Origin of the sequence: Cupriavidus sp. BIC8F, from assembly GCF_032465815.1 — a bacterium.
GTDB classification, from domain to species: Bacteria; Pseudomonadota; Gammaproteobacteria; order Burkholderiales; family Burkholderiaceae; genus Cupriavidus; species Cupriavidus necator.
In genome coordinates this window covers 814,921-840,235 of record NZ_CP136095.1, presented here as the reverse complement: position 1 = coordinate 840,235, position 25,315 = coordinate 814,921, and the positions used below count along the sequence as shown (strand labels likewise).

Here is a 25,315-nt window from a genome sequence, read left to right as displayed (position 1 = left end):
GATTTACCTCCGACCATGGCCGAAATGTTCACCGCCGCCGCCCAGTCCACCACCCTCGCGCCCGCCACCGTTCTGGCGGAACCCGACCGGGCGCGCATGCGGCGCTTCCCGCTGCAGCGTTGCCGCGTGCTGGGTCTGCTGGCGCACGCGGTCGCCGTTGCCGGCATCGCGCAGCGCGCTGTCCCGGTTGGCATTGCGGGCACGGTCGCGGGCCTGGGCCTGGTCTGCGCGCTGGCGCTCGGCACTTGCCGGCCGCGGATTCTGCACGCCACCGCCGGCGGCACCGGGCCGCGAGCGCTCTGCGGCCCCGCCCGCATGGCCCGGGATGGATTGTCCGGTACGGCCCTCGAAGGACTGCGCGGCGCGCTCACGCGCCTGGTCGCGCTGGGAAGGCTGGCGTTGCACCCCGCCGCCAGCGGCCCCCACGCGCTGGCCGGGTTGCATACCCTGCTGGCGGCTGGCGAGGCCAGACTGGCGCTGCTGGTCATAGCGACCGCGCACCGCCGCATTGTTGTAGGGCAAGTTGCCGCGGTTGGCGGGGTTGTGCTGCCAGTTCACGCTGGCACGATTGACGTCCAGGCGCTGGTTGACGTTGATGTTGTTGTAGCGGTTCACATTGATGTTGACGTCGTGGTTATTCCAGTTGAACCCGCCCCACATCGCATCGACCGCCGCCACGCCAAGCCCGAAGCCGATGCCCGTTACCAGTGCCGTGGCAAACACGGAGCCTGGCGGCGGCGGGTAGTAGGCCGGCGGATACGCCGGGTACGCCCAGGTGCCGTAGACTGTGGTCGGGTTGTAGGTCGGCACATAGACCACCTGCGGGTTGGCCGGCTCGATCTGCACGATCGTGGTGCCGCCGGTGGTCTGCGTCACGACCTTCTGCTGCTCGGTCGTCTTCAGCGTGCCCGCGTTCTGCGCCTGCACCCGCAGCCGCTGCACCGAATCCATCACGTCGTTGGGCTGGGCCAGGAACGCGTCGCCGACCGACTGCACCCACTGCGGCTGGCGGCCCATCATGTCGAGCACGGACGGAAACGCGGCCAGCGACTGCACGCTGGGGTCCCAGGTCTGGCTGGCGACGGCCTTGGTCGCGGCATCGCCAGACAGGCTGGGATTGGCCTTGGACCATTGCGCCGCAGCCGCGACGTCGGCCGGATAGGTGGCCGCCATCAGCACCTGCGACAGCAGCGCATCGGGATACAGCGCAACAGGCGCGGTCAACTGGTCAAGCTGGGCATTGCTCAGTTTGGACTGCGCCATCGCTGGCCCGTGCAGCGCCAGCAGCATCAGTGCCAGGCACCATGCGAAGAGGTGTTTGAAGCAGTGCATGTAGGCTCTCCACAAATACGCAGGTGACGGCCTGCTGCCGGGGGGCATCTCAGCGGCGCTGCTGCGCGCATTCCTGGCGATATGCCTCTTCCAGGCGCTTGCGATCTGCCTGGCGCTCCAGTGTCGGATAGGTGCGCCCGTCGGCAGTGGCTACCGACGACTTGCCGGTGGACCACTGCGGCCCGCCGGGCAGCGCGTTGATCTGGTCCAGCAATGACTGGCAGTGCTGCCGCTGCGACGCGGACAGCGTGCCATCAGGTCCTTCCACCACGGCCGTGGCTTCGTCCAGCATCCGTGGCGGCAGCGGGGCCACCATCGGGGTGCCGGCGGCCGCGGCCGCCGATGCAGCACTGGCCGCCCACGCCGGGACAGCCACCATGGCGGCGCATGCCAGCACTCCCGCCTTGATCAGAAACTTCGTCAAACCAATACTCCAGAACCCTCCGCGGTATGTGGAACCGACACCGCGGCGCATTGCAGGAACCGTCCGCCGCTAGCGATCCTTGCCTGTGCCATTGCGGCGGCCGGTACGGTTGCGCATCAGCTCAAGCTTGAGCAGCGCATCCGCAAGCATACTCTTCAGCCGGGCATTCTCTTCCTGCAGCTCGCGCAACTTGCGGCCGTCACGTGCATCACCCTGGCTGGGCTGGCCATAACGGGCACGCCATCCGTAGAACGAAGCATCGCTGAAACCATAGCGTGCGCACAGCTCACGCACTGGCACGCCACTGGCCGCCTCGGCCAGGTAGCTGCGGATCTGCTCTTCCGAATACCGTCTGTTCACGAATCTCTCCGCATCACAACAGCGGGCCACAAGCGGCGCCAGCCGCGCCGCCAACCGTGCCGACTCTGGCCCTACGTTAGCCCAGGGCCGCGCCAAAAGGCAATTCAGTGTCTTCGCTGCGCGAGTTAAGAAAATTATCTCCGCGCAAGCTGCCGCGTGCGCTGGCGCGCATTGCCAAGTTTCGTTAAGCCAATTTGGAATCTAGTTAGGCCATTAGCGCTGGGCATCGCGGAAACGGAGATGTCGGCCCCCATATCACATGGGTATGACGGCCTTTTGCACGGCGGTGGTCGTGCATGAATCGGCCCGCCACCCCGATTTCAAGCCATGTATTGATGTACGGACAAAGGCGTACTAAAGAAAATTAGAGGACTGTCCTCAATTCAAGTTTCTATGACTTTCGCTGAGCATGTATTAAGATTCCTCGGCACAACTAAATTTCGCACGCCTTCGCGCGGCGCCCTGGCGGCTCCGGCAGAAGAGCGGCCAGGCAGCTGGCACCATGACGTTGTACGGTGCGCATTCCACGCTGCCAACATGTACCGGGCCTGAAGGATCGAGTCGTCACTGCGCCATTTGTCGACGCAAGTCGGACATTTAGGAGTCGTGCCATGCGTCTTCGCAGCATCCTGCCCGGGCCTCTGCCCGCCTGGTTTTCATCCGGACATGCCCGCATCGCGCGCCGTGCATGCCGTTTGCGCCTGTCCCTGTCAGGGACAGGATCATTGCCCTGACACCTGGCCGCTCTTGCGCCCCATGTCCGACGCAGTGCTGTACGCGTCGGACAAACAAAAAAAAAGCGAAAACAAAGTCGTGGATCGGGAGAAGTCGGAATGCGTCACGTCAGCACGAAGTTGTTGCATGTCTTTGTCCTCGTCATGGAATACCGGGACCTCAGCGCCGTTGCGGCCTGCACGAAGGGACGCGTGCCCACGGTGGCCTACAGCCTCGCGCGCTTGCGCGAAATCACCGGCGATCCGCTGTTCGTCAAGCGCAACGGGATGCTCGAACCCACTCCGCATGCCCTGCGCCTGGAGCAGACGGCGCGGCAGATCCTCGCCAAATGGAACCAGCTGGTGCGCCCCGGCGAGTCTGGCCTGAGCAAGCGCCGTGACGACGGCAGGCGCGTTTCGATCGGCTTTTCATCGTCGATCGGCGACCCGGTCATCACCGAGATCCTGACGGCACTGTGCGAGCAGTTTCCGCAAGACAGCTTTGTCACGCGCCCGGTGATTGCCGACGCCGCCCTTGCCGGCCATCTCGGCAGCGGCGAACTGGACTGCGCCTTCGTCGTCGACAGCGGCCACGATCCCGAACGCGTGCGCCAGCACAACATCATGGCCACGCCGCGCCGGCTGGTCAGCGCCACGCGCGGCGGCAGCCATGACGAAGGTGAAAGCGACTGGATCCTGCTGCAGGAAGACTGCGAGGCCGGCAGCCCGCTGCGGACCTTCCTGAGCCGCCAGGCCAGCACCCCGGGGCATCGCGAGACTGTGGTCCCGTCATGGCATACCCAGATCACGCTGCTGCATTCGGCCGGGGGCATCTGCCCGGTGCTGGACTTCAACGTGCCGCTGGTCACGCGCGAGCGCACCACGCGCCTGCTGGCACCGCCAAGCAGCTTCCCGGAATGGGCCGCATTGCATTTCTGGGCACCGGAGCGCAGCGGCGACAAGGGCGTGCTGCGCGACATCATGGACGTCGGCAGCGCCGTGCTGCGCGACCCGCTCAAGGCCATCGACGGCCGCCGCAACGGGCGCCCCGCAGGCCACGCACAGCCCGCGCCGGCCTGACGCAATTCCCGCAGCACCGGCGTCCGGAAGGCGCTGGCAGCCGCATGGCGCCAGCGCCTTTTTCTTTGGCTGCGCAGCAGCGGCGGCGTCTTTTTGTTGCAGTCTTAAGACATTTTTCCGAGCGCTGACCTTGCGCTACACTCGCGCGACTTTGGCCCGCTCAGGCCGCTGCACCACGGCCGCGCTTTGCGAATCCTCCTAGTTTCGCCAGACCACGCTGCCGATATCCTGCAATGGCATTGCAGCGGCCCGGCCGTCTCCCGTTTGGCCCGGTCCCGGGGCAATGCATGCAGTTGTCTGGCGTCGTATTGTTTGGCGTCGTTTTTGCGCCGCACGTCTCGCTGACGTGCGGCGTTTTCTTGATGCCGGCGCTGCCACGAACCAGAATCGAGGAGCAACCAGATGACATTAAGGATCCTGCTTGCCGACGACCACCCCCTGGTCAGCGCGGCCGTAGCGGACCGCTTGCATACCCAGACCGGGTGGGAGGTGTGCGGCTGCGTGACCAGCGCGACGGCCTTGCTGAACAGCGTGGAAAGCCTGCGCCCCGATGTCGTGATCACCGACTACCACATGCCCGCGCAGGGCGAGGGCAACAGCGACGGCCTGCGCCTGCTTGCCAGCCTGCGGCGGCGGCATCCGTCGCTGGCCGTGATCGTGCTGACCATGATCACCAATCCGCTGGTGCTGCGCTCCATCCTCGACACCCAGGTGCATGGCCTGTTGCTCAAGGACTCGCCGCTGTCAGAACTGGTGACTGTGGTTTGCCGTATCCAGCGGGGCTTCCACTACATCGGCAAATCCGCGCTGGAAGTCCTGTCGCAGGCCGATCCGGGCAACCCGGTCGCACCCGGCCAGGCCGGCGCGGAGCGCCTGTCCCGGCGTGAAATGGAAGTATTGCGGCTGTACCTGACCGGGCGGTCCGTGAGCGAGATCGCCGTCCTGCTCTGCCGCAGCGTCAAGACCATCAGCCGGCAGAAGAACTGCGCCATGCAGAAGCTCGGCGTCACCAACGACCGGGAACTGTTCGAATTTGCGGCGCTTAACGGCATGCTGCTGACTGCCTGAGCGCCAGCGGCACGGGCGCAGCCGTATCAGGCGGCGTCGGTTGCCTGTGCCGCGTGGGCCTGCGCGTAGGCGATGCCGGCCTCCAGCCGCGCCAGGCCGCGCGACAGCTCGCGCATGGTCGACGGCGACACCTCGGCCAGCACATCCTCCAGGAAGGCTGAGCGCAGCGGCATGGCTTGCGCCACCACCTGCTGGCCGGTCCGTGACAGCGTGACGTGCGTCACGCGGTTGTCGCGTTCCGACGTGCTGCGCTCCACCCAGCCCAGCTCCTGCATGGCCTTGAGCTGGCGCGTCAGCGCGCCGGGGTCCATGCCGACCAGGTCAGCCAGCGCCTTCTGGCCGATCGCGCCCTCCTGGTGATGCAGCGCATGCAGGATGCGCCAGCGGGGCAGCGGCAGCCCCAGGCGCTGCTCGAACGCGGTCGCGTAGGCGCGGTAGGTGCGGCCGAACTGCTGCAGTACGGCCACGCTTTGTCGCTCCAGTTCCATCCGTTTTCCTCAGGTTACGTTGCAGGCCGGCGCGTCAGTCGGCGGCCATGGCGGGCGCCGGCGCCCGGGTCAGCGTGATCGACGGTACCCGGCGGGCGCACCACACGCCCAGCGCGGCGGCCACCGCAGCCACCACCAGTCCGAGGTGGATGGCACTGACCAGCGACACGCGCGCCTGCTCCAGCAGCAGGGCGCCATTGTGCCCGGCTTGCTCAAGCTGGCCGAGCAACGCGACTTGCGACGCCTTGTCGATCAGCACCTGCGGGTCCGCCATGCGCGCCGTCCACTGTCCGGCATTGGCGGCGGACAGCGCGTGCTCCACACCACCGGTATAGCTGCGCGTGACCAGCGTGCCCACGATCGCGGTGCCCACCATGCCGCCTACCATGCGCAGCGATTGCAGCATGGCCGTGGCAATGCCCAGGTGCTCGCGCCCTGCCGTCTGCTGCGCAAACACTGTCAGGTTCGGCATGATGAAGCCGAGCCCGAACCCGCCGATCAGCATGATCGCCAGCAAGATGCCGTGCGGCATGCTGCGCGTGGCCTGCGACAGGCCCAGGCAGGACACCGCCAGCATGCCAAAGCCGGCATAGAGCATGGTACTCGGGCGGCGGATGCGCGTGACGATGCGGCCGTTGAGAATGCTGCCCACGGTAATGCAGACCACCAGCGGCGTGATCAGGATGCCGGCCTCCTTCGGCGAATAGCCAAAGCCGCCCTGGAACAGCAGCGGTGCATAGAGCAGCAGCGCGAACATGGTGAAGCCCGTAAACACCGCCAGCTGGAACAACGGCGCCAGCCCCGGGTTGCGGAACATCTCCACCGGCAGGATCGGGTTGGCACAACGCTGCTCCCACTGCCACAGCGCCACCAGTGCCACCGCCGCCAGCACCAGCAAGCCGCCGGTATAGGCGTCGATCCCGCGCTCCGGCAGCAGTTCAACGCTCAGCTGCACGCACCCCAGCCCGGCTGCGATCAGCAAGGCACCGAGCCAGTCCACGCGGATCGGCCCGCTATGTGCCTGCTGGCGCAGGTGCGGCAGGTAGCGCCACGCAAACCACAGCCCCAGCACGCCCACCGGCAGGTTGACATAGAACACCGCGCGCCAGCCGTACCACTCCGTCAGCAGCCCGCCCAGCGACGGCCCGACCGCATTGGCAATGCCGAATGCCGCGCTCAGCATTACCTGCCAGCGCAGCCGCACATGCGTATCCGGAAACAGGTCGGCAATGCAGGCAAAGGCGGTGCCGACCAGCATGCCGCCGCCAATCCCCTGCAGGGCGCGCGCCAGCACCAGGAACGGCATGCTCGGCGCCATGCCGCACAGCGCCGAGGCCACCGAGAAGACCACGATCGATGCCAGCACGAACGGCTTGCGCCCGTAGTAGTCCCCCAGCCGCCCGAACACCGGCACGGTGATCACCGATGTCAGCAGGTAGGCCGTGGCAACCCAGGCGTAGTACTCGAAGCCTTGCAGCTCGGCCACCACGGTCGGCAGCGCCGTGCCGACCACGGTCTGGTCCAGCGCCACCAGCATCACCACAAAAGCCACGCCCAGCATGGCCAGCAGGGACTCGCGAAACGGCAGCACCTGGCCGTTGGCCTCGGACTTTTCTGGCTGTGGGGTCATTTTATTGCTCGATCAATCGTTGCGCTATCAAGCATTATACGGGCAGATCGGCCAGCCGCGTCATGGCCCCGTGATCGCGAGAAATAAAATCGCCCCCCTCATTCGCAACCGCCAACAGGCACGGGCTTGCCGGAAACCCTTGTCCACAAAGGCTTTCTGGAAAACCGCCAGATTTTTCACGAAAAGCACCGTTACCCTCCTTGCAACTATCTGACAGATCAGCTATTGTCTCGTCAGCAAGCAAGGAATCCCGCCATGGACCACTACTCAAAGGAAGACTTCCAGATCACCCAGAGCATCGGTTTCTTCCTCAACCGCGCCCGCAACATGCTGCTGATGGAAATGGATGCGGCATTGAAGGACCTGGACATCACCGGCCAGCAGATGGGGATCCTGATGTCGCTCACGCATGGCGTCGCTACCACCCCCTTCGAGCTGAGCAAGTTGCTGGGCATCGACACCGGCCTGATGACCCGCATGCTGGACAAGTTGGAGGCCAAGGGCCTGCTGTCACGCAGCCGCAGTCTCGACGATCGCCGTGTGGTCAACCTGACGGTGACCCGAAAGGGCCAGGAAGTTGCCGAGCGCATCCCGGATGTGGCCCCCAAAGTACTCAATCAGCGTCTCAGGAACTTCAGCAAGGAAGAATTTGCCGAGTTCCGCCGGCTGCTTGCCAAATTTGCGGATTTTTGAACGTGTCTTTTTTTGCCTATTCAGGTGATTGGTCAAAAGGTGCCATGGCCCGTGCCCGCCTTTTTTTACCCATTTAACTGACAGATCAGACAATGCTCAGTCAAATTACTCGCCCGGCCGCGCCCTGCCTGGCCCGCCGCTTTGCCGGTCCCCTGCTCTCGGTGCTGGTAGCTGCAGTCCTGAGCGCCTGTGCCAACTACGCTGGCATCCGCAGCGACAAGCGAATCGCCGAACCCACCACCTACGCCTCCACGCAAAGCATCCCCGCCGAGCAAGGCCACTGGCCTTCGGCGGACGAGATATTGTCAAATCTGGTGTACGAGGGCTGATCGTGGCCGGCTGTCAGGCGGCGAGTTTCTGCTGAACCGGCGGATTGTCATGCGCCGGAGTTCCGTCCTTGAAGGGAACGCCCTTCAAGAGCAGTTCGATGTGTTCGGCACCGTTGATGCGGCGCCAGGTTTTCTCGGCTTCCTCGATCAGCTTGAAGGCCAGGCCAAGGAAGGTCGCTCGGGACACGCAATTGCGCGTGCGCGTCGTGCGGTGACGCACGGTCGCGAAGGTTGATTCAATCGCATTGGTCGTGCGGATGTGCTGCCAGTGCTCGGCCGGGAAGTCGTAGAACGTCAGCAGGCTGTCTCGATCTTTGGTGAGCACGCCGGTGGCCTTGGGATACTTGGCGCCGTAGATCGTTACAAAGCGATCGAAGGCGGCATCGGCATCGGCCCTGGTGGCTGCCATCCAAATCGCCTGCAGATCTGCCTTGGCGCGGCCATGCTGGGATTTTGGCAAGGCGTTCAGGACATTGCCCATCTTGTGGAACCAGCAACGCTGGGTACGCGTGGCCGGGAACACCTCTTCCAGGGCAGCCCAGAATCCCATGGCGCCATCGCCGACCGCCGCCAGCGGGCCAGCCTGCAAGCCGCGGGATTTCAGGTCCAGCAGGACTTCCACCCACGATGCCTTCGATTCCCGATAGCCGTCACCGATCGCCACGCGCTCCTTCCTGCCGTCGGGCGTAACGCCGATGATCACCAGCAGGCATTGCCCGTCCGAGCCTTCGCTGCGCAGACCCGTATGGATGCCGTCCACCCACCAATACACATACCGCGCCGCTGACAAATCACGCTGATTCCAACTCGCATGCTCGTCTGCCCACTGCGCCTTCAATCGGCTCACCACGTTGGCCGATAGCCCTTTGGCATCCTCGCCCAGCAGCACCGACAGCGCCTCGCTCATGTCGCCTGTCGAGACTCCCTTCAGGTACAGCCAGGGCAGCGCCGCACTCACCCGCGGCGACTTCCTCACATACGGCGGCACGATCGCCGAGTTGAACTTCACGCCGGAACCGGACCGGTCGCGCACCTTGGGCACCTTCACGGCAATCGGTCCGGCGCCCGTCAGCACCTCCCGCTCCGGGAGGTAGCCATTGCGAACCACGGCGCGCTGCCCGCTCAACGTCTTGACGTTACTGAACTGCTCAAGCAGCTCTGCCAGTTCCACTTCGATCGCCTCCTGGATGACCCGCCGGGCCCCGCGCCTGATCAACTCCTCGAGCCCAAGCCCGATTTCCGATAGACCGACTGCTTCTTTACCCTTATCCTTGCTCATGGTGGTGGACTTTTTTTGTGCTGGTTTCCGATCTCGACAATCAGATTCTCAGCGAAAAGCTCCACCGCCCTCGACTCCGCGCCTCAAATCCCCCGCCGTACACCACTTTCGACTTTAGCTCTCGGCGGACTGGGCCGACCAGTTCGGCGACGCCCAGCTCAAGGCATTGATCGCGCAAGCGCTGCAGGGCAGCCCGTCGCTGGAAAAGGCCCGTGCCCGCGTGGCCTCCGCGGTGGCGTTCAGCGAGGGCGCCAATGCCAACACGCTGCCACAGGTGGGCGCCGGCTATTCGTTCAACCGCCAGCGCTACACGGAAAACGCGATGGTGCCGCCGCAGTTCGCCGGGACGTGGCAGTCGGAGAACAAGGCGTTCATCAATGCCTCGTATGACCTCGACCTGTGGGGCAAGAACCGCGAGGCGCTGAAGTCCGCGGTGTCTGGCGTGCATGCCGGCGAAGCCGAGGCCGAACAGGTGAAGCTGACGCTGAGCAGCGCCATCGCGCGCACCTACAACGAGCTGGCCCGCCTCTACACGCTGCTCGATATCTCCAGGGATGAAGTCAGACAGCGCCGCGAAGTGCTGCGCGTGACCAACGGCCGGGTGACCATGGGCCTGGAGACCGAAGTCGAGAAACGCACCGCCGAGGCCAATCTCGCCGCCAGCGAAGTCGGCGTCGCCGCTCTGGAAGGCAGCATCCAGCGCACCCGCTACCAGCTCGGCGCGCTGCTCGGCCAGGGCCCGGACCGCGGCCTGGCAATCGCCCGCCCTAACCTCGGCGCCGGCGACGAAGCCCGCCTGCCCGACAAACTGCCGGCCGACCTGGTCTCGCGCCGCCCCGACATCGTTGCCGCGCGCTGGCGCGTCGACGCCACCCTGCACGACATCAAGGTGGCCAAGGCCGAGTTCTACCCGGACATCAACCTGACGGCGATGATCGGCCTGGATGCCATCGGGTGGGGGCGCTTCCTGCGCGCCGCCAGCCGCACCGCCTCGGGCGGCGCCGCGATCCACCTGCCGATCTTCGACGGCGGCGCGCTGCGCGCCCAGCTCAAGGGCCGCTATGCAAAGTTCGACTTCGCGGTCGCCAACTACAACGAGACGCTGGTGAACGCCCTGACCGACGTGGCCACCCAGCTCTCCGACATCCGCGCCGTCGACGCGCAGATCGACAACGCCGTACGCAGCGATACGGCCGCGCAACGCGCCCTGACGCTGGCGCTGGCGCAGTACAAGGCCGGCCTGACCACGCAACTGACCGTACTGAACGCACAGACCAACGCGCTGCGCAGCAGCCAGGTGGTGGCCAACCTGCGCATGAACCGCCGCGACCGGCAGATTGCGCTGGCCGCCGCGCTGGGCGGCGGTTTTACCGATGCTTCCGAATCGACCACAAAGGCGGCCCTGGTCCGCTGACTCTCCTCTCGACGCAAACAAACACAGTTGCAGCTGACGCCATGAACGATACGACCAAGACCACCCCGGCCGACCAGCAAACCGCATCCGCCGCGGCCGCCCCGACGCCCGCCAGGAACACCCGCAAGCGCCTGCTGGCCCTGCTCGGCCTGACCAGCGCGCTCGCCGCCGCCGGCTACGGCGCCTACTACTACACCGTGGCCCGCTTCCACGAGGACACCGACGATGCCTACGTCAACGGCAACCTCGTCCAGCTCACGCCGCAGGTCGCCGGCACGGTGATCGCGGTGAATGCCGATGACACGCAGATCGTGAAGGCCGGCGAGCCCGTGGTGACGCTCGACGCTGCCGATGCAACGGTGGCGCTGGCCAATGCGGAGGCCACCCTCGGACAGACCGTGCGCCAGGTCAGCGCGCTCTATGTCAACAATGACGTGCTCGGTGCCACCGTCAAGCAACGCCAGGCTGACCTGGACCGCGCCCGGGACGACCTGCGCCGCCGCACCGGGGTGGCCGAATCCGGCGCCGTCGCGGCGGAAGACGTGGCGCATGCCCGTGACGCCGTCAAGACCGCCGAGGCCGCGCTCGAGACCTCCCGCCAGCAGCTTGCTGCCAACCATGTGCTGACCGACAAAACGAGCGTAGCCGACCACCCCAGCGTGCAGGCCGCATCCGCCAAGGTGCGCGACGCCTACCTGGCCAACGCCCGCAACACGCTGCCGGCCCCCGTGACCGGCTATGTGGCGCGGCGCTCGGTGCAGGTGGGCCAGCGCGTTGCCCCCGGCAACCCGCTGATGGCCATCGTGCCGCTCGACGGCGTGTGGGTCGATGCCAACTTCAAGGAGGTTCAGCTCAAGCACATCCGCATCGGCCAGCCGGTCGAGCTCCACGCCGACCTGTATGGCAGCATCGTGACCTATCACGGCAAGGTGATCGGCTTGTCGGCCGGCACCGGCAGCGCGTTCTCGGCCCTGCCGGCGCAGAACGCCACGGGCAACTGGATCAAGGTCGTGCAGCGCCTGCCGGTGCGCATCCAGCTCGATCCGGCGGAGCTGCGCAAGCATCCGCTGCAGATCGGCCTGTCGATGCAGGTCGACGTGGAAACGCGCATGGATTCCGGTTCGCCCTTGAGCCCGGGCGCGGAAGTACCGCAACGCACCGCCTATCGCACCGAAGTGTTCCAGCGCTACGGCGCAGAGGCCGACCGCGAGATCACGCGGATCATCGCGCAGAACAGCAACGGCAAGTCAGCTGTGGGGCAGTCGTCGCCAGCTTCGCAAGTTGTGCAGCAACCTCAGGCGATCGAGCGCACGGCGCAAGCTGCCGGCAGCGCCTCCGGCGCATGAGCGGCATCGCGCCAATCGCCTTCCCGCGCCGATTTAACTGACCCATCAGGAAAAACGGCCCCCACTCCCCGGAGCGCATCTTGCAACCCCAAGCCCAGACCTCGCTCGTGCCAGCCCCGCTCACCGGCGGCAAGCTCCTGATCGGAAGCTTCGCCGTGGCCCTGGCCACCTTCATGAACGTGCTGGATTCGTCGATCGCCAACGTGGCGATCCCGACGATCGCCGGCAACCTCGGTGTGTCGATTGACGAAGGCACCTGGGTGATCACGCTGTTCGCCGCGGCCAATGCGGTCGCGATCCCGCTGACAGGCTGGCTCACGCAGCGGATCGGACAGGTCCGCCTGTTCGTCGGCGCCATCCTGCTGTTCGTGCTGTCGTCCTGGCTATGCGGCGTGGCGCCCAACCTGACCACGCTGCTCGCCGCGCGCATCCTGCAGGGCGCCGTGGCCGGGCCGCTGATCCCGCTGTCGCAGTCGATCCTGCTGTCGTCGTACCCCAAGGAAAAAAGCGCCACCGCTCTGGCGCTGTGGGCCATCACCGCCACCGTCGGCCCCATCGCCGGCCCGGCGCTGGGCGGCTGGCTGACCGACAGCTACGCGTGGTCGTGGATCTTCTATATCAACGTGCCGGTCGGCCTGTTCGCCGCCGCCGTGACCTGGGCGATCTACCGCGACCGCGAAACGCCGACGCGCAAGCTGTCGATCGACGTGGTGGGCCTGGCCTCGCTGGTCACCTGGGTTGCGTCGCTGCAGATCATGCTCGACAAGGGCAAGGACCTGGACTGGTTCAGCTCGCCCGTCATCATCGGCCTGGGCATCGTCGCGCTGCTCAGCTTCATCTTCTTCGTGATCTGGGAGCTGACCGAACCGAATCCGATCGTCGACCTGCGCCTGTTCAAGGGCCGCAACTTCCTGGCCGGCACCGTTGCCATCTCGGTCGCCTTTGCGGTGTTCTTCGCCAACCTGGTCGTGCTGCCGCAGTGGATGCAGCAGTATCTGGCCTACCCGGCTGTCAACGCCGGGCTGGTGACCGCGCCGCTGGGCATCTTCGCCGTGCTGATGGCCCCGGTGGTGGGCAAGATCCTGCCGAAGTCGGAGTTGCGCGTGCTCGCCACCCTCTCCTTCCTGGGATTCGCGGCGGTGTACTTCATGCGCTCGCACTACACCACGGGCGTGGATGCCTACACGCTGGTGCTGCCCACTCTGCTGCAAGGCATTCCGACCGGGCTCTTCTTCGTGCCGCTGACGGCCATCATCCTGTCCGGCCAGCCGCCCGAGAAGGTTCCCGCCGCCGCAGGCCTGTCAAACTTCGTCCGCGTGTTCTGCGGTGCGGTGGGTACGTCGCTCGCGACCACCGGCTGGAACAACCGCGCCGTCCTGCACCACGCGCAACTGGCGGAACAGGCCAGCGTGCACAACCCGCTGTACGCGAGGACAATCGAATCGCTGCAAGCGACGATGGGATTCACGCAGGGCCAGGCCGCCGCCTACTTCGAACGCGGCCTGAACACGCAGGCCATCATGCTGGGCCTGAACGACATTTTCTGGATCTCGGGCGTGATCTTCGTCGCCATCGTGCCGCTGATCTGGTTCACGAAGCCCGCCAGGGGCGGCTCTGCAGCCGCTGCTGCGGCCGCGCACTGAGTGAACAGACGACGCACGCCCCGCAGACATGACAGGACGCCTGACTAAAGCGATGACCTTGAGTGGTCAGAGGACAATACCGTGCTCGGTCGTTGGCGCGGGGATATCGCACTTCTCGCCAAGCATGTCCATGAGTTCGTGTTCGATCTTCCGGCAGATCTGTGCCATGGGCACATCATTGGCGTTTCCTTCGAACGGGTTCTCCGTGCTTTCGCCCACTTGCTCCAGCGCGAGGTACATCCAGGAGATCATCGTGCTAAATGGAATGACCAGCCAGATCATGTTGCCATGCATGACGCCTGAAACGCTGGCATTGAGCTTTTCGAATTCCGTAAGAATGCCAAAAGGCAGTAGCAGACAAAAAGTGCGGACAAAGAGCTTGTTGACGACCGCATATTGCCTGGGATACGGATAGTCCTTGATACGCTCCGCCCGTCCTTGCTGCGCGAAGAGGCCTCTGATCGATCCTACCAACTCCAGATAGAAGGCATTGCCGATCTCGCCAGCGTCAAGGAGCCGCCTGATCGTCGCCGACTGCGTTCCAAGCAACCGGCTTGTCTTGCTCTCGGCGTGCGCAAGCGAGTCGAGTTCGGCCTGAGGCAGATACCGCGCAAGCGCCTCGTCCAATGGAGTCTCCCACTCTGGAACGCGGTAGTACTTCCGGTACTCCAGGTTGGATGCCTTGCCCGCGCTTTCCCAGATCCTTGGGGTTCTCAGTTGATAGCGGAGCGCCGTCAGCCACGCGCAATGCCGGAGGACCAGATCCCGCCCGGCCGCCTGCCCTGCCAGAAAGTCCCGGCTTATCACACCCAGACACCGGCTGCCGTTCAGGATCTCAGTCCAGATCTGCTGTGCCTCCAGGGCCCTGCTGTAGGTCTGCACGTTCCGGAAACCCACGATGAATGACGTGGCGGTACCCAGCAGCACCACAACCGAGACCGGGATTGACAGCCATTTCAGCCCGAAAAACTGATAAAGGACTACCGGCAGCGAACCGCATGCTAGCGAGGCATAAAGTTGCCGTCTCGACCAGAACGTGAACTCGGATATTGCGTACGATTTTCCCAGGTGCATGGTGCGCGTCTCGCGGCGGTGCGGCAGGTCGCGGGTCCAAGGTCCGAACTGCCGGCAGGCAGCACGGCCAACCGCGGCCCAGGACCCGGTTTTGTCATGGTGATATTGCCAAGAAACCGACGCAGTATCAATTTCCGTCCCACAACCCTTCACGCCACCCTGGAAAACAGCGGCACGGCAAGAGCATGCGGTAGCGCCGCTCTTGCCGGCCGGACAGTGCGCACCGGGATTGCCGGCGCCTGAATGGACGTCGACTACTTCACCGGCGTCAGGATCGGCGCGCCCTTGTTCTTGATCAGGAACACGACGAACTTTGCTGGCTGCGTCTTGCTGGCATTGCGTCCGACGGTGTGGATATCGTTGGGACCTTCGTGGAAGGTATCGCCCGGCTTGAGCGTTACCTCTTTTCCGCCCTTGAGGCCCATGATGATGCTGCCCTCGAGCACGTAGACAAAGGCGTGCGCATCATGGCGATGCACCGGATCGACGCTGCCCGGCGGATACTCCACGATGATCATCTCGGCTTCTTTCCCCGGATATTCGGGTAAGGCTTCCTTGAGCAGGGGCGCGACACTCGCCTCGGGCGCGGCGGCAGCCGGTTGCGCAACCGTCAGGCACGACAACACAAGTGCTGCCGCAGCGGAAATGACCGTCTTCATGGCATCACTCCAGGTTGGCCTTGTCGAGCCCGAACGCCTTGTCCGACGAACCGGGCACCATGCGGAAAGCCACGTTCAGGCGATTCCAGGTATTGATCGCCCCCACCAGGAAGGTGAGGTCCGACAGTTCCTTCTCGCTGTACTGGGTGCGCACACGCTCATAGATATCGTCGGGCACGCCGTCGGCGGGAAGCCTGGTCAGCACCTCGGTCCAGTCCAGCGCGGCGCGTTCGCGCGGCGAGAACAGCGTCGACTCGCGCCAGATCGCCACATGATGCAGGCGCAATTCGCGCTCGCCGTGGATCTTTGCCATCTTGATATGCATGTCGACGCAGAACGCGCAGCCATTGAGCTGCGATGCGCGAATCTCGACAAGCTCGCGAATGGGCGCTTCGATCGTGGTCTTCTGGAACAGCGCGCCGAACTCCATGAGCTTCTTGGACAGTTCCGGGGATTGCTGGAAGTAATTCATACGTTGGGTCATGTTTGCTCCTGGTGATCTGCTCAATGTGGTACTGACGAAAGCGGTGCTGCTTACGTGGGCATGCGCCCTGCGGGCTATCGTTGCTGCGATTGACGCATCCATTCCGCTAAGCCGATGCGCCCGAGGCGCGCCTCGCCCAACGGCACCAGCGAATGTTCCTCGACCCGGCCGCCGAAGTAGCGGGCCTCGGGATCGCGCACGACTTCACGCGGGTCGCCCACCGCCTTGAGATAGCGGGCGACGATCTCGTTGAACGGGGCTCGTTCCGGGCCGGCGATCTCGACGATGCCGTTTCGCGGTGGCGCGAGCGCTACATCGGCAACAAGGGCGGCGACGTCGTCCGCCGCAATCGGCTGGAACAGCCCAGGCGAAAGGCGGACGACATTTCCTTGCACACTGGAATCGGCGATGCCGCCGATGAATTCCATGAACTGGGTCGAGCGGATGATGGTGTAGGGGATGCCGGAGGCCTCGATCAGTTTTTCTTGCGCGACCTTGGCGCGGAAATAGCCGTTTTCGGGCGTCCGGTCGGTGCCGACGATGGACAGCGCGACGTGGTGCTGAACGCCCGCTGCGGTCTCCGCCGCGTGAAGATTGCGGCCGGAGGTCTCGAAGAATTCCAGCACCGCCTTGTCTTCAAATGACGGGGAATTGGCAAGGTCGATCACCACCTGAGCGCCGGTCATGGCCTCCTGGAGCCCCTCGCCAGTGATGCTGTTGACACCGCTCCTGGGCGAGGCGGCCACGACCTCGTGGCCGCCCTGGCGCAGAATGGCGACGGTCTTCGAGCCGATCAGGCCGGTCCCGCCAATGATGACAATCTTCATGATGCTTCTCCGTGCTGAGGAAGGTGGAACGATTCCATGTTAGGGAACGCGGCATCCCCGCGCCAGATCGACTCGGAGCGCCGGCTCGTGGAATAGTCACGGCGCGGGCTGCAATCGAGCAGCAGCAGGCCGAGGGGCTTCATTGCAGCTCCATGCAGAAGTGGAGGCCCTTGGCGAGCAGGCCGGAACGAAAATAGAAGCGCTGGGCCAGCGCGTTCGCGAGTGCGGTATCCAGGACAAGTCGCTGGCAGCCTTCTGTGCGTCCAAGCTCGCAAAGCGCTTGCAGCAGGCGCTCGCCGTGACCCTGCCCCCGGCCTTCGGCATCGGTAATCAGGTCGTCGACGTACAAAAAGCGCCCGTGGATCAGGTTGTCAAGACGCCGATATCCGGCCAGCGCAACAGCTTTGCCATCGTCCCAGAGCGCGAGCAGCCGGTACCCTTGTCCGCTTTGCAGCATGACGGTGCTGAGAAAGTCTTCCGGCATTTGCAGCTTGGGCCGCAGCTGCCGCATAACCGGGAAGCAGGCACGGATCTCGGCCTCCGTTTCCGCATGTCTGAGCGTCAGGTTCTTGGTCATGGTGCCGATGCGTGCTGACTTGTGCAGGCTTCAATGTAGTTGAGCGATGACACAGTCAACAGGCACATGTTCATCGTTTTCAACTAGGCCATCGAGCATCGACATATGACGGTATGACCTAAGAGTGGTTTGTCATGCAATCGACCAGGCGGCGAATGATGGGCGTGGCCGACACGACGACCGGCAGCATGGTCAGCCAGGAAACGCTCCAGGACCTTAGCCAGTGCTGAAAGAACCGGCCTTCGTCTGCAAATGGAAGGCTTGCGATGGCAGCAGCGATGGCGCAGGTCAAGCCGGCCTGGATAACGCCATAGGCGAAATAGCTGTAGCGCGAAGGAATCTTGGGCATGTCGCCTCTATGCATGCTTTGAACCAGACATTGATGCACCCTGCCATTGCCGCGCCAGGCGCTACGCGGCTGCTTCAATCTTTCCTGTCAACCGCTGCACGGTTTCGTTGGTATCCCACAGCGCGTTTGCGATGAAGCGGAAGTTGACCAGTGCCGCGTGATACCCATCCCCTTCAGGTAGCTTCGGCCCTGCTACGGCGTCGCGCACGACAGCAACTTCGAAACCTTGCTCCAGCAGATCACGCAGATGGGATTCGACGCACAGATTGGCGGCCATGCCCGCAAGGATCACCTGGTCGACGCGCTGCTTGCGCAACTGCAGGACAAGGTCGTTGGCCTGCGGGCCGTACAGCTTGTGCGTGGAGCATATGATGGTCTTGCCATCCTCGATATACGGCTTGAGCTCCGGCATGAAGTCCGCGCCCGAGTCACGGAATCCGTTCAGGTTCAGCGCGCCCGGACGGTCGAACATGCCGATGGCATGCTGGAACATTTCGGCGGGGCCCTGCACTTTCCATGTGTGATCATGGGGAAAGTAATAGTGGGGAGAGATGGCGACCGTGATGCCCGCCTGTTTTGCGGCCTCGAACAGACAGACCAGGTTGGCCACGAGATTCTGCTCCGTCACGCTTTCCCCGACCACGCCCCAGCTGCGGCCTTCGGGGCTCATGAAGTCGATCTGCGGGTCGATCACGACAAGCGCGGTGCGTGGCAGGTCCAGCGTAATGCCGGACTTCGGCAGAGCCGGATCAACGGGATCTGCATAGGGGCCATGGTGGTTGCACATGGGAAGTACCTCTTATGGTGGGCCCAGTCTGCCGGCGCCTTCGTGGGGTCCGGCAGATGCGGCGTCGTTTCAACTACGGATGAATGCCAACAGGTCGGCGTTGAACCGGTCCTTGTGGGTGTCGGTGAGCCCATGCGGCGCACCGGGGTAGACGATCAGCTTCGCATTCCTGACGAGCTTTGCCGATGCGCGTCCAGCGGCGTCGATCGGCACGATCTGATCGTCGTCGCCGTGGATGATCAGGGTCGGCACATCGATCTTCCTGAGATCCTCGGTGAAATCGGTCTCGGAAAATGCCTTGATCGAGTCGTACGTACTCTTGTGTCCACCCTGCATGCCCTGCGCCCACCATGCGTCGATCAACCCCTGCGACGGCTTTGCACCGGGACGGTTGAAGCCATAGAACGGCCCCGCCGGCACGTCCTTGTAGAACTGGGACCGATTGGCAAGTTGAGCGGCACGCAGGCCGTCGAATACTTCGATTGGCAGTCCGCGCGGATTGGCTGCGGTCTTCACCATCAAAGGCGGCACGGCTGAAACCAGCACCACCTTTGAAACGCGTCGCGTCCCATGCCGGCCGATATACCGGGCCACCTCGCCTCCACCTGTGGAGAAGCCCACCAGGATGGCGTCCCGCAGGTCGAGCGTCTCGAACACCGTGGCCAGATCGTCGGCATAGGTGTTCATCTCATTGCCATTCCATGGCTGGCTTGAACGGCCGTGGCCACGACGGTCATGTGCAACGGCACGGTACCCTTCCGAAGCAACGAGGATCATCTGGGATTCCCAACTGTCCGAGCTCAGCGGCCAGCCATGACTGAATACAACGGGGCGACCGGCGCCCCAGTCCTTGAAATAGAGCTGGGTGCCGTCCTTTGCCGTGATGTAGCTGCCTGAAGCCTTGCCGCTTGTCTTTGCGGTATTCGCCTTTTCTGCCGACAGTGCTGCCGCCGCAGGTCCGGGCAAGCCGGAAGCCACCAGCGCGCTGGCTGCGGCCGCGCTGCCCAACAGCAGGTTACGTCGCGACAGGCCTTGATCGAGGCTGCGATCTGAAGACATGGTGAGACTCCTTTATTAACGCGTGCGCGCGTTGCCTTGAGTATGTCTGGGCATCAGGTTCCTGGTCATGGTGCCGATGCGTGCTGGCTTGTGCAGGCTTCAATGTAAATGGGCGATGACACCGTCAACAGGCACATGTTTATCGTTTTCGACTGGGCCATCGACATGGGGCGGCATGACCGATGGACGGTCATGTGTCCTGACGATCGTCTATGCTTTCAGCGCGCGCATCAGCTCGGCAACCAGGCGATCGGCTTCAGTCCGACTGCGCAGATTGGTAAAGCCCATCATCAAGCCACGCCGCCCGGGCGCACCCTGCCGCCAGGCGGTCAGCGAATGGACGGCGAATCCTGCCTCGCGCGCACGACGGGCCATCGCCAGATCGTCAAGATCGTCCCTGACGTCGACCAGGAGGTGCATGCCGCCATCCTGCAGGCAAACAGTGAAGCCGTCCGTTTTGTATGGAGCCAGCGCCTCGGCCAGCATTGCGCGTCGTCGCGCGTAAAGCGTGCGCATGCGTTTGATGTGCCGGGCGAAGTGCCCCTGCGCGATAAACTCCGCCGCCACGGCTTGCAAGAGTTCGGGGCAGCCGCCATGCACCGTGCGCCTGCAGGCCAGATCCATGGTCGGCACCAGACTTTGCGGCACGACCACGTAAGCGAGTCGTAGCCCCGGGTACAGCACCTTGCTAAGCGTGCCGCAATAGATCACCCGGTCGCCGGTGTCCAGGCTCTTCAAGGCCGGCAACGGGTGGCCGCGGTAACGAAACTCGCCGTCGTAGTCGTCCTCGATGATCCATGCGCCCCGCTCACCGGCCCAGTCGAGCAGTTCGACGCGACGTTGCAGTGTCAGTGCCACGCCAGTCGGGCTCTGGTGCGATGGCGTCACTACGGCCAGGCGCGCCTCTGGAAAATGCTGACGCCCAAATTCGACGTCGAGGCCATGATCATCCACTGGCACATTGCGGACCTGCAGGTTCAGGCGCCTGAGTGACTGGGCTGTCGGAGGGTAGCTGGGATCCTCAACCCAGGCGCTTTCGCCCGCCAGCCTGAGCGCATCCACAATCAGCGCAAGGCTGGCCGTATATGCCGGCACGACGAACACCTGGTGCGGCTGGGCGTCGATGCCCCGTGAGCGCAGCAGGTAAGCGGCCAACGCTTCTCGCAGCGGGCCAAATCCGGCTGACGCCGGCCTGGTCAGCGAGCCGGCGCTGCGTATTTGCCGCGCCATCAACCTCGTCCATAGTTTTCGCGGGAACTCATCCAGCGCGGGAAGCCCCAGTTGCAACGGCACGGGGATTCCACCCTCCGTTTCGATCGAAAACTCGGTAAGTTCCTGGTTCGGTGGCGTGCGGCTGGATCCAGCCGCTGCGGCCACGCGGTGGGGGCGCGATGGCGCAATTTGCTCGGAAACGAACGTCCCCGCAGGGCCTCTGGCGATCAGGTAACCTTCGCCCAGGAGCCGCTCATAGGCGACCTGAACGGTCCCGCGCGCCACGCCGAGTTCGCCCGCAAACGCACGCAAGGATGGCACCCGCTGCCCGGGTTTCAGTTGCCCTTGCTGGATCGAGGCACGAATCCGTGCGTAGATCTGCTCATGCAGCGGCGCAGCATTGGATGGGTCCTGAGCCGGTGACTTCGTCATAGCCTGGCAGACGTATCCGGGCAGTGCCGCAACGCCGATGCATGGGAACGCGAATCATTGCCGGCGGTGGCAACGGATCGGATCTGGGTGTGATCTTGACCTCCGATCATACCCCAGGGCGCGCATCCGCCGGGATCCGGCCCGTGACGGCCTGAGAAAGAGTCTCCGCCCATTCCCCTTCTGCCACAGGCACCGGCCTTGACCGGTGCCATCGGGCTGGAGGACTACACCGGCACCGCCTCCCCGCAGCCGGCAATGACATGCATATAGCGCGAAGGCGGCATGGAATCGACCGTAGCCTGGACCGCTTCCTTGCACAGGGACGGACGCTTGGCCAGCGCATCCACATATCGCTCGACGTTGGGCAGGCCTTCCCACATCGACGCAAGCCCCAGATAAGCCATCCGGACCAGGTTGACGCCCCACAGCACATCGCCGAGCGAGAATGATTCCCCCCTGAGGTACGGTGTCGACGAACCAAGCGCATGGTCGAGGTCCGTCAAGAGGCCCGCGACGTGCCGACGTGCGGCGCGCTGAAATGCCGCATCGTGGCAGACCGACTTGCCGCCCCGCTCCTTCGCGATCTTCGCGCGATAGGCCGCGACGAGCTCCGCATCGCCGGCATTGGCGTCAATCATGGCTTCGAGCGCCTGGATCTTGTAGTCGTAGACCGTTTCCATGGCCGTTTTTAGCGCTTCAGGCCGCAGGTCGGCATCGGGATGAAAGCCGTAGAGCAAGGTGCCGTTCGGGATCCGGTCGACGATGCTCACCTGGTGCATCACCCGGGCACGCGCATCGGCATCCTCCGGCACGAGATCAACGGGATCGCGCGATACCGCATCGAGATAGCAGCAGATCTGTCTGGAATCGGCAATGACGCGGCCAGCCTCGTAATCCACAAGCAACGGGACCGTGCAGGGATCAAAACCTTCGGTCTCCACCGAAGTGCGCCCGCTATAGCCGCTGACAAATTCCCGCCCCACTTCCCGGCCCGCAAGCAATCGCAGCCGGACGTAGGGAGGATGGTAGTGCTCGGCCGGAACAAGGCCATCCGGAGCCATCGAACCGAGGATCATCATATCGTTCGAACGGTACGGCAATTGCTTCTCGAACAGTACCGCGCGCACTTTCTGCGAGCAGAGCGAGCTGGCCGCGTGGAACAGTTCGAAGCGCGGGTTGGCGTCACTACCCACGAGGGAGATTCGCGCAGGGTCCGCGATGGCGGCACGGGCACCGGCCGCCATATCCATCAATTTTTCATTGCGCATGGCTGGTTTCCTCTGACAAGCCGGCCGCGGCCGGGCGCTCAGGTTTGGCGGTATCGTCCATCGTTGTCTCCTGGTTGTGGGGTTGACGTCTATCAACGCTTGTGGGCGGTGCTCCTGCGCAGCATCAGCTCCATCTGCTGCGCGATCTGCAGCAGCGCACCGTCGTCGCCGGGCTTCGCGACGATCTGCAAGGCAGCGGGAAGGCTGCGTTCGCCGGTCGCCAGGGGAATCGAGATGGCAGGAAATCCCGCGACATTGAACGGTGCCGTATAGGTCATCAGCGCTTCGCGGACCGTGCCGGTCCAGGCGCCAATGCTGACGGTGCCGGCATCGAGATGCGGTGCGGTGCACGGGCATGTCGGCAGCACGAGATAGTCAACCGCCGACATCGCCTCGTGCAGCCTTGCCGTGAAATCTCGCCTGGCCTGCTGGGCCGCCGCATAGGCGCGCAGGTCCATGGCTTCGGCGCGTTTCAGCCGGTCGACGGTTTCCGGGTTGTAGTGCGTCGAGATACGGTCCCAGTCGTTGCGGCGAAAATGCTCGATGCCGCCTTCGACCAGGACGATGCTCGCGAAGGCACCGAATATCGCATCGAACAGGCCGGACGTGCTGACGTTCACACAGGAAAAGACCTGCGCCAGCCGCTTCATCGCGCCATCAAATGCCACCGCAATTTCCGGACTGAGTGGAACCGGTGCAATCTCACGAATGACGCCCAGCCTTGCGGACAGCCACGCATCGCTCTCGGGAACCTTGATGTCAATGGCATCGGCGAGCAACAGCACGTCGTCGACCTGCTCGCCGAGCAGGCCAACGTGGTCGCAAGTGGGCGCCAGGGGGAACACGCCGCGCGTGGATAACGTGCCGAGCGTCGGCTTGTATCCGACGACGCCGCACAGCGCGGCGGGAATCCGGACCGAGCCGCCGGTATCCGTGCCCACGCCCGCCATGATGGCACCGTGCGCAATCGCCGCCGCGGCACCACCACTGGAACCCCCGGGTATGCGTGTATGGTCCAGCGGATTCAGGGTATCGCCAAACCTGGCGCTGGCGGTTGTCACGCCCCACGCGAATTCGTGGGTCGTGGTCTTGCCGATGATGATCGCGCCGCGCTCCACCAGGGTCTTCACGATGTCCGCATCGGCGGCTGGCACATGACCGAGATAGGCTGCGGAACCGTAGCGGGTCTCCATGCCCTTGGTGTCGATCAGATCCTTGAGCGCAATGGGCAGCCCTTCCAGTGGCCGCGGCCGGCGTTCGGCATAGCGGCGATCGCTTTCCGCGGCCGCCTTCAGGGCACGGTCCCAATCGATCGCCGAGAATGCATTGAGCAGCCGCTTGCTGGCTTCCGCGCGTTCGAGTGCCTGCTCCGTCAATGCCGTCGCGGTGATCTGCCGCGTGGCAAGGGCATCCAGCGCGTTGCGCAAGCCCGTGGAATGCGGGGCCGTCGTTCGGGATGGGCGTCGGATGCCGTGCTGGTCGAGCGACGCGACGGCCGTCGGAAGTATGTCGTGGCCAGAGAAGATCGCGTCTTGTGGCTGGCAGTTCAACTGGTTCATGGATTCCACTCCAGGGTGACGTTGCGGTTGGCTTATCCCTGGTTGGAAACGATAGTTGATCGGCTCGGCCTTGGAAGCTGGCTGGCGCCGAACGCAGCGTCCATGAATATGGAACGCCCGGCGGGACACACGGGGCGTGGCCCGCGTGGCATTGAAGGCAGAGGAGGTATGCCGGGTCAGCGGCCGTCGAACGCGGTGACCTTGGGCAGCTCTGCGGCGAGGTAATCGACCAGCGACCGCACCGCGGGAAGCAGTCCGGTCCGATAGGGCATGAGGGCGGAGATGCGCGCATCCGCTGCGATCCAGCCCGGCAGGACTTGCCGCAGCACGCCAGCCTGCAGCTCGGACCGGCAGATATACCCGGGCAGGGCTGCCACGCCAACGTTGGCGCAGGCTGCCTCCTTCAGGGACATCATGCTGTTGCTCTGGAATCTTGGCTCGACCGGGATGGTGACGAGCCTGTCGTCGGGGCCGCGCAGTTGCCATTGCAGCGGCCCTTTGCGCACCATCGAGACGATGGCATGGGATGCAAGTTGCTCCGGTTCGTCCAGGCGTGGCATCCGTTCAAGGTAGTCGGCACCCGCAAACAGGTACCATGGCGCCCTGACAATGGGCCGTTGGACCAGGTTGGAATCCTGCAGTGCAGAGGTATGTCCGCGCAGCGCCAGGTCAAAGCCCTCGCCGACAACATCGACGAGCCTGTCCGTGGCGATTTCCACGATGCTGACCTTGGGATGGCTGCTCAGGAAGGTCGGCAGGACCTGGCGCAGCGCAAACTGCGCAAGCTCGACCGCTACCGTCACACGAATGGTCCCGCTGGGTTCCGCGAGCCTCTGGCGCATCGCCTGTTCCGCGACGTCGGCGCTCTGCAGCAAGGCGACAGCGTACTGATAGAACTCAGCGCCTACGTCGGTCAAGGCAAACTGGCGCGAGGTCCGGTTGATCAGGCGAACGCCCAGCGAAGCCTCCAGTTCCTTGACCCTGTGACTTAACGTGGACTTGGGCAGCCCCAGGCTGTTGCCGGCAGACGTAAAGCCACCGCGGTCGACCACTTGCACGAAGTGAAAAACGTCTTTCAGGTCCAGCATCAGGCTGCCTTGGTAGCGGTTGGGTTGGCCAATGGTGTGTGCCTGCCATCGCATGGTACTGCAAGGGGGGTGCACAGTGCCACGGTCGGGCGCCCCAATGACCGCCATTGCCGTGGCCGGCGCCCGCTCGCGCCACGCGCC

The 25,315-nt window shown here is 64.3% G+C and carries 24 protein-coding genes and 1 pseudogene; 7 read left to right on the top strand and 18 right to left on the bottom strand.

Going from position 1 to position 25,315, the window contains the following annotated elements; translation table 11 throughout:
* Window positions 1-3: 3 nt before the first annotated feature.
* The 3 genes from RS901_RS24010 to RS901_RS24000 all read right to left on the bottom strand — a co-directional run bounded on the left by RS901_RS24010 (window position 4) and on the right by RS901_RS24000 (window position 2,116).
* On the bottom strand, window positions 4-1,332 hold the full coding sequence (locus tag RS901_RS24010; protein ID WP_316156624.1) for a DUF3300 domain-containing protein: 1,329 nt from the start codon (window positions 1,330-1,332) through the stop codon (window positions 4-6).
* A 49-nt stretch (window positions 1,333-1,381) separates the two neighbouring features.
* Window positions 1,382-1,756: a hypothetical protein gene (locus RS901_RS24005; protein ID WP_316156622.1), complete on the bottom strand. Its 375-nt coding sequence runs from the start codon at window positions 1,754-1,756 to the stop codon at window positions 1,382-1,384.
* Window positions 1,757-1,825: 69 nt separating this feature from the next.
* Entirely contained in the window at window positions 1,826-2,116 is a 291-nt protein-coding gene (locus RS901_RS24000; protein WP_013953661.1) for a transposase, read from the bottom strand.
* A gap of 833 nt (window positions 2,117-2,949) precedes the next feature.
* On the opposite strand from RS901_RS24000, the gene RS901_RS23995 reads away from it, so the two are divergent.
* Complete coding sequence (locus RS901_RS23995) at window positions 2,950-3,909, top strand: LysR family transcriptional regulator (protein WP_316156620.1); 960 nt, start codon at window positions 2,950-2,952, stop codon at window positions 3,907-3,909.
* 402 nt (window positions 3,910-4,311) lie between these two features.
* Window positions 4,312-4,977 (top strand): response regulator, encoded by a 666-nt coding sequence (locus RS901_RS23990; protein ID WP_316156619.1) that lies wholly within the window; start codon window positions 4,312-4,314, stop codon window positions 4,975-4,977.
* A 26-nt stretch (window positions 4,978-5,003) separates the two neighbouring features.
* Here RS901_RS23990 and RS901_RS23985 read toward each other — a convergent pair whose 3' ends face one another.
* Window positions 5,004-5,465, bottom strand: coding sequence for a MarR family winged helix-turn-helix transcriptional regulator (locus tag RS901_RS23985; protein WP_316156617.1), 462 nt, complete (start codon window positions 5,463-5,465; stop codon window positions 5,004-5,006).
* Window positions 5,466-5,499: 34 nt separating this feature from the next.
* Complete coding sequence (locus RS901_RS23980) at window positions 5,500-7,095, bottom strand: MFS transporter (RefSeq protein WP_316156615.1); 1,596 nt, start codon at window positions 7,093-7,095, stop codon at window positions 5,500-5,502.
* Window positions 7,096-7,350: 255 nt separating this feature from the next.
* Here RS901_RS23980 and RS901_RS23975 point away from each other — a divergent pair, with 255 nt between their 5' ends.
* Window positions 7,351-7,788, top strand: a complete 438-nt coding sequence (locus RS901_RS23975) for a MarR family transcriptional regulator (protein ID WP_316157281.1) — start codon at window positions 7,351-7,353, stop codon at window positions 7,786-7,788.
* A 92-nt stretch (window positions 7,789-7,880) separates the two neighbouring features.
* Window positions 7,881-8,117: a hypothetical protein gene (locus tag RS901_RS23970; protein WP_316156613.1), complete on the top strand. Its 237-nt coding sequence runs from the start codon at window positions 7,881-7,883 to the stop codon at window positions 8,115-8,117.
* Between the two features lie 13 nt (window positions 8,118-8,130).
* Here RS901_RS23970 and RS901_RS23965 read toward each other — a convergent pair whose 3' ends face one another.
* Window positions 8,131-9,396, bottom strand: a complete 1,266-nt coding sequence (locus RS901_RS23965; protein ID WP_316154236.1) for an IS256 family transposase — start codon at window positions 9,394-9,396, stop codon at window positions 8,131-8,133.
* A gap of 121 nt (window positions 9,397-9,517) precedes the next feature.
* On the opposite strand from RS901_RS23965, the pseudogene RS901_RS23960 reads away from it, so the two are divergent.
* From RS901_RS23960 to RS901_RS23950, 3 genes and pseudogenes are all read left to right on the top strand, one after another.
* Window positions 9,518-10,810 (top strand): annotated as a pseudogene (locus RS901_RS23960) (efflux transporter outer membrane subunit); the annotation flags it as partial.
* A 41-nt stretch (window positions 10,811-10,851) separates the two neighbouring features.
* Complete coding sequence (locus RS901_RS23955; RefSeq protein ID WP_316156611.1) at window positions 10,852-12,156, top strand: efflux RND transporter periplasmic adaptor subunit; 1,305 nt, start codon at window positions 10,852-10,854, stop codon at window positions 12,154-12,156.
* Window positions 12,157-12,236: 80 nt separating this feature from the next.
* Window positions 12,237-13,799 carry a DHA2 family efflux MFS transporter permease subunit gene (locus RS901_RS23950; RefSeq protein WP_316156609.1) on the top strand — a complete coding sequence of 521 codons (1,563 nt, stop codon included), beginning with the start codon at window positions 12,237-12,239 and terminating at the stop codon, window positions 13,797-13,799.
* A 66-nt stretch (window positions 13,800-13,865) separates the two neighbouring features.
* On the opposite strand, the gene RS901_RS23945 is transcribed toward RS901_RS23950, so the two are convergent.
* The 12 genes from RS901_RS23945 to RS901_RS23890 all read right to left on the bottom strand — a co-directional run bounded on the left by RS901_RS23945 (window position 13,866) and on the right by RS901_RS23890 (window position 25,174).
* Complete coding sequence (locus tag RS901_RS23945) at window positions 13,866-14,873, bottom strand: bestrophin family protein (RefSeq protein ID WP_316156607.1); 1,008 nt, start codon at window positions 14,871-14,873, stop codon at window positions 13,866-13,868.
* Window positions 14,874-15,127: 254 nt separating this feature from the next.
* On the bottom strand, window positions 15,128-15,532 hold the full coding sequence (locus RS901_RS23940; RefSeq protein ID WP_316156605.1) for a cupin domain-containing protein: 405 nt from the start codon (window positions 15,530-15,532) through the stop codon (window positions 15,128-15,130).
* Between the two features lie 4 nt (window positions 15,533-15,536).
* The gene (locus tag RS901_RS23935) at window positions 15,537-16,016 is read right to left on the bottom strand and encodes a carboxymuconolactone decarboxylase family protein (protein ID WP_316156603.1); all 480 of its coding nucleotides are present in this window, start codon (window positions 16,014-16,016) and stop codon (window positions 15,537-15,539) included.
* A gap of 74 nt (window positions 16,017-16,090) precedes the next feature.
* Window positions 16,091-16,843, bottom strand: coding sequence for an SDR family oxidoreductase (locus RS901_RS23930; RefSeq protein WP_316156601.1), 753 nt, complete (start codon window positions 16,841-16,843; stop codon window positions 16,091-16,093).
* Window positions 16,844-16,982: 139 nt separating this feature from the next.
* Window positions 16,983-17,420, bottom strand: coding sequence for a GNAT family N-acetyltransferase (locus tag RS901_RS23925; protein WP_316156599.1), 438 nt, complete (start codon window positions 17,418-17,420; stop codon window positions 16,983-16,985).
* Between the two features lie 118 nt (window positions 17,421-17,538).
* Window positions 17,539-17,769, bottom strand: coding sequence for a DUF2798 domain-containing protein (locus tag RS901_RS23920; protein WP_316156597.1), 231 nt, complete (start codon window positions 17,767-17,769; stop codon window positions 17,539-17,541).
* Between the two features lie 61 nt (window positions 17,770-17,830).
* Complete coding sequence (locus tag RS901_RS23915; protein WP_316156595.1) at window positions 17,831-18,556, bottom strand: cysteine hydrolase; 726 nt, start codon at window positions 18,554-18,556, stop codon at window positions 17,831-17,833.
* Between the two features lie 69 nt (window positions 18,557-18,625).
* Entirely contained in the window at window positions 18,626-19,615 is a 990-nt protein-coding gene (locus RS901_RS23910) for an alpha/beta hydrolase (protein ID WP_316156593.1), read from the bottom strand.
* Between the two features lie 210 nt (window positions 19,616-19,825).
* Window positions 19,826-21,259, bottom strand: coding sequence for a PLP-dependent aminotransferase family protein (locus RS901_RS23905; RefSeq protein WP_316156591.1), 1,434 nt, complete (start codon window positions 21,257-21,259; stop codon window positions 19,826-19,828).
* Between the two features lie 224 nt (window positions 21,260-21,483).
* A complete protein-coding gene (locus RS901_RS23900; RefSeq protein ID WP_316156590.1) occupies window positions 21,484-22,527 on the bottom strand; it encodes a glutathione S-transferase in 1,044 nt (347 codons plus the stop codon).
* A gap of 92 nt (window positions 22,528-22,619) precedes the next feature.
* On the bottom strand, window positions 22,620-24,086 hold the full coding sequence (locus tag RS901_RS23895; protein ID WP_316156588.1) for an amidase: 1,467 nt from the start codon (window positions 24,084-24,086) through the stop codon (window positions 22,620-22,622).
* A gap of 176 nt (window positions 24,087-24,262) precedes the next feature.
* Complete coding sequence (locus RS901_RS23890; protein ID WP_316157280.1) at window positions 24,263-25,174, bottom strand: LysR substrate-binding domain-containing protein; 912 nt, start codon at window positions 25,172-25,174, stop codon at window positions 24,263-24,265.
* Window positions 25,175-25,315: the final 141 nt, after the last annotated feature.

Excerpts from the sequence above, each read along its gene's own strand:
- RS901_RS24010 (WP_316156624.1), bottom strand. The coding sequence starts at position 1,332 with ATGCACTGCTTCAAACACCTCTTCGCATGGTGCCTGGCACTGATGCTG.
- RS901_RS23995 (WP_316156620.1), top strand. The coding sequence starts at position 2,950 with ATGCGTCACGTCAGCACGAAGTTGTTGCATGTCTTTGTCCTCGTCATG.
- RS901_RS23990 (WP_316156619.1), top strand. The coding sequence starts at position 4,312 with ATGACATTAAGGATCCTGCTTGCCGACGACCACCCCCTGGTCAGCGCG.
- RS901_RS23985 (WP_316156617.1), bottom strand. The coding sequence starts at position 5,465 with ATGGAACTGGAGCGACAAAGCGTGGCCGTACTGCAGCAGTTCGGCCGC.
- RS901_RS23980 (WP_316156615.1), bottom strand. The coding sequence starts at position 7,095 with ATGACCCCACAGCCAGAAAAGTCCGAGGCCAACGGCCAGGTGCTGCCG.
- RS901_RS23975 (WP_316157281.1), top strand. The coding sequence starts at position 7,351 with ATGGACCACTACTCAAAGGAAGACTTCCAGATCACCCAGAGCATCGGT.
- RS901_RS23970 (WP_316156613.1), top strand. The coding sequence starts at position 7,881 with ATGCTCAGTCAAATTACTCGCCCGGCCGCGCCCTGCCTGGCCCGCCGC.
- RS901_RS23965 (WP_316154236.1), bottom strand. The coding sequence starts at position 9,396 with ATGAGCAAGGATAAGGGTAAAGAAGCAGTCGGTCTATCGGAAATCGGG.
- RS901_RS23955 (WP_316156611.1), top strand. The coding sequence starts at position 10,852 with ATGAACGATACGACCAAGACCACCCCGGCCGACCAGCAAACCGCATCC.
- RS901_RS23945 (WP_316156607.1), bottom strand. The coding sequence starts at position 14,873 with ATGCACCTGGGAAAATCGTACGCAATATCCGAGTTCACGTTCTGGTCG.
- RS901_RS23940 (WP_316156605.1), bottom strand. The coding sequence starts at position 15,532 with ATGAAGACGGTCATTTCCGCTGCGGCAGCACTTGTGTTGTCGTGCCTG.
- RS901_RS23935 (WP_316156603.1), bottom strand. The coding sequence starts at position 16,016 with ATGACCCAACGTATGAATTACTTCCAGCAATCCCCGGAACTGTCCAAG.
- RS901_RS23930 (WP_316156601.1), bottom strand. The coding sequence starts at position 16,843 with ATGAAGATTGTCATCATTGGCGGGACCGGCCTGATCGGCTCGAAGACC.
- RS901_RS23925 (WP_316156599.1), bottom strand. The coding sequence starts at position 17,420 with ATGACCAAGAACCTGACGCTCAGACATGCGGAAACGGAGGCCGAGATC.
- RS901_RS23920 (WP_316156597.1), bottom strand. The coding sequence starts at position 17,769 with ATGCCCAAGATTCCTTCGCGCTACAGCTATTTCGCCTATGGCGTTATC.
- RS901_RS23915 (WP_316156595.1), bottom strand. The coding sequence starts at position 18,556 with ATGTGCAACCACCATGGCCCCTATGCAGATCCCGTTGATCCGGCTCTG.
- RS901_RS23910 (WP_316156593.1), bottom strand. The coding sequence starts at position 19,615 with ATGTCTTCAGATCGCAGCCTCGATCAAGGCCTGTCGCGACGTAACCTG.
- RS901_RS23905 (WP_316156591.1), bottom strand. The coding sequence starts at position 21,259 with ATGACGAAGTCACCGGCTCAGGACCCATCCAATGCTGCGCCGCTGCAT.
- RS901_RS23900 (WP_316156590.1), bottom strand. The coding sequence starts at position 22,527 with ATGCGCAATGAAAAATTGATGGATATGGCGGCCGGTGCCCGTGCCGCC.
- RS901_RS23895 (WP_316156588.1), bottom strand. The coding sequence starts at position 24,086 with ATGAACCAGTTGAACTGCCAGCCACAAGACGCGATCTTCTCTGGCCAC.
- RS901_RS23890 (WP_316157280.1), bottom strand. The coding sequence starts at position 25,174 with ATGCTGGACCTGAAAGACGTTTTTCACTTCGTGCAAGTGGTCGACCGC.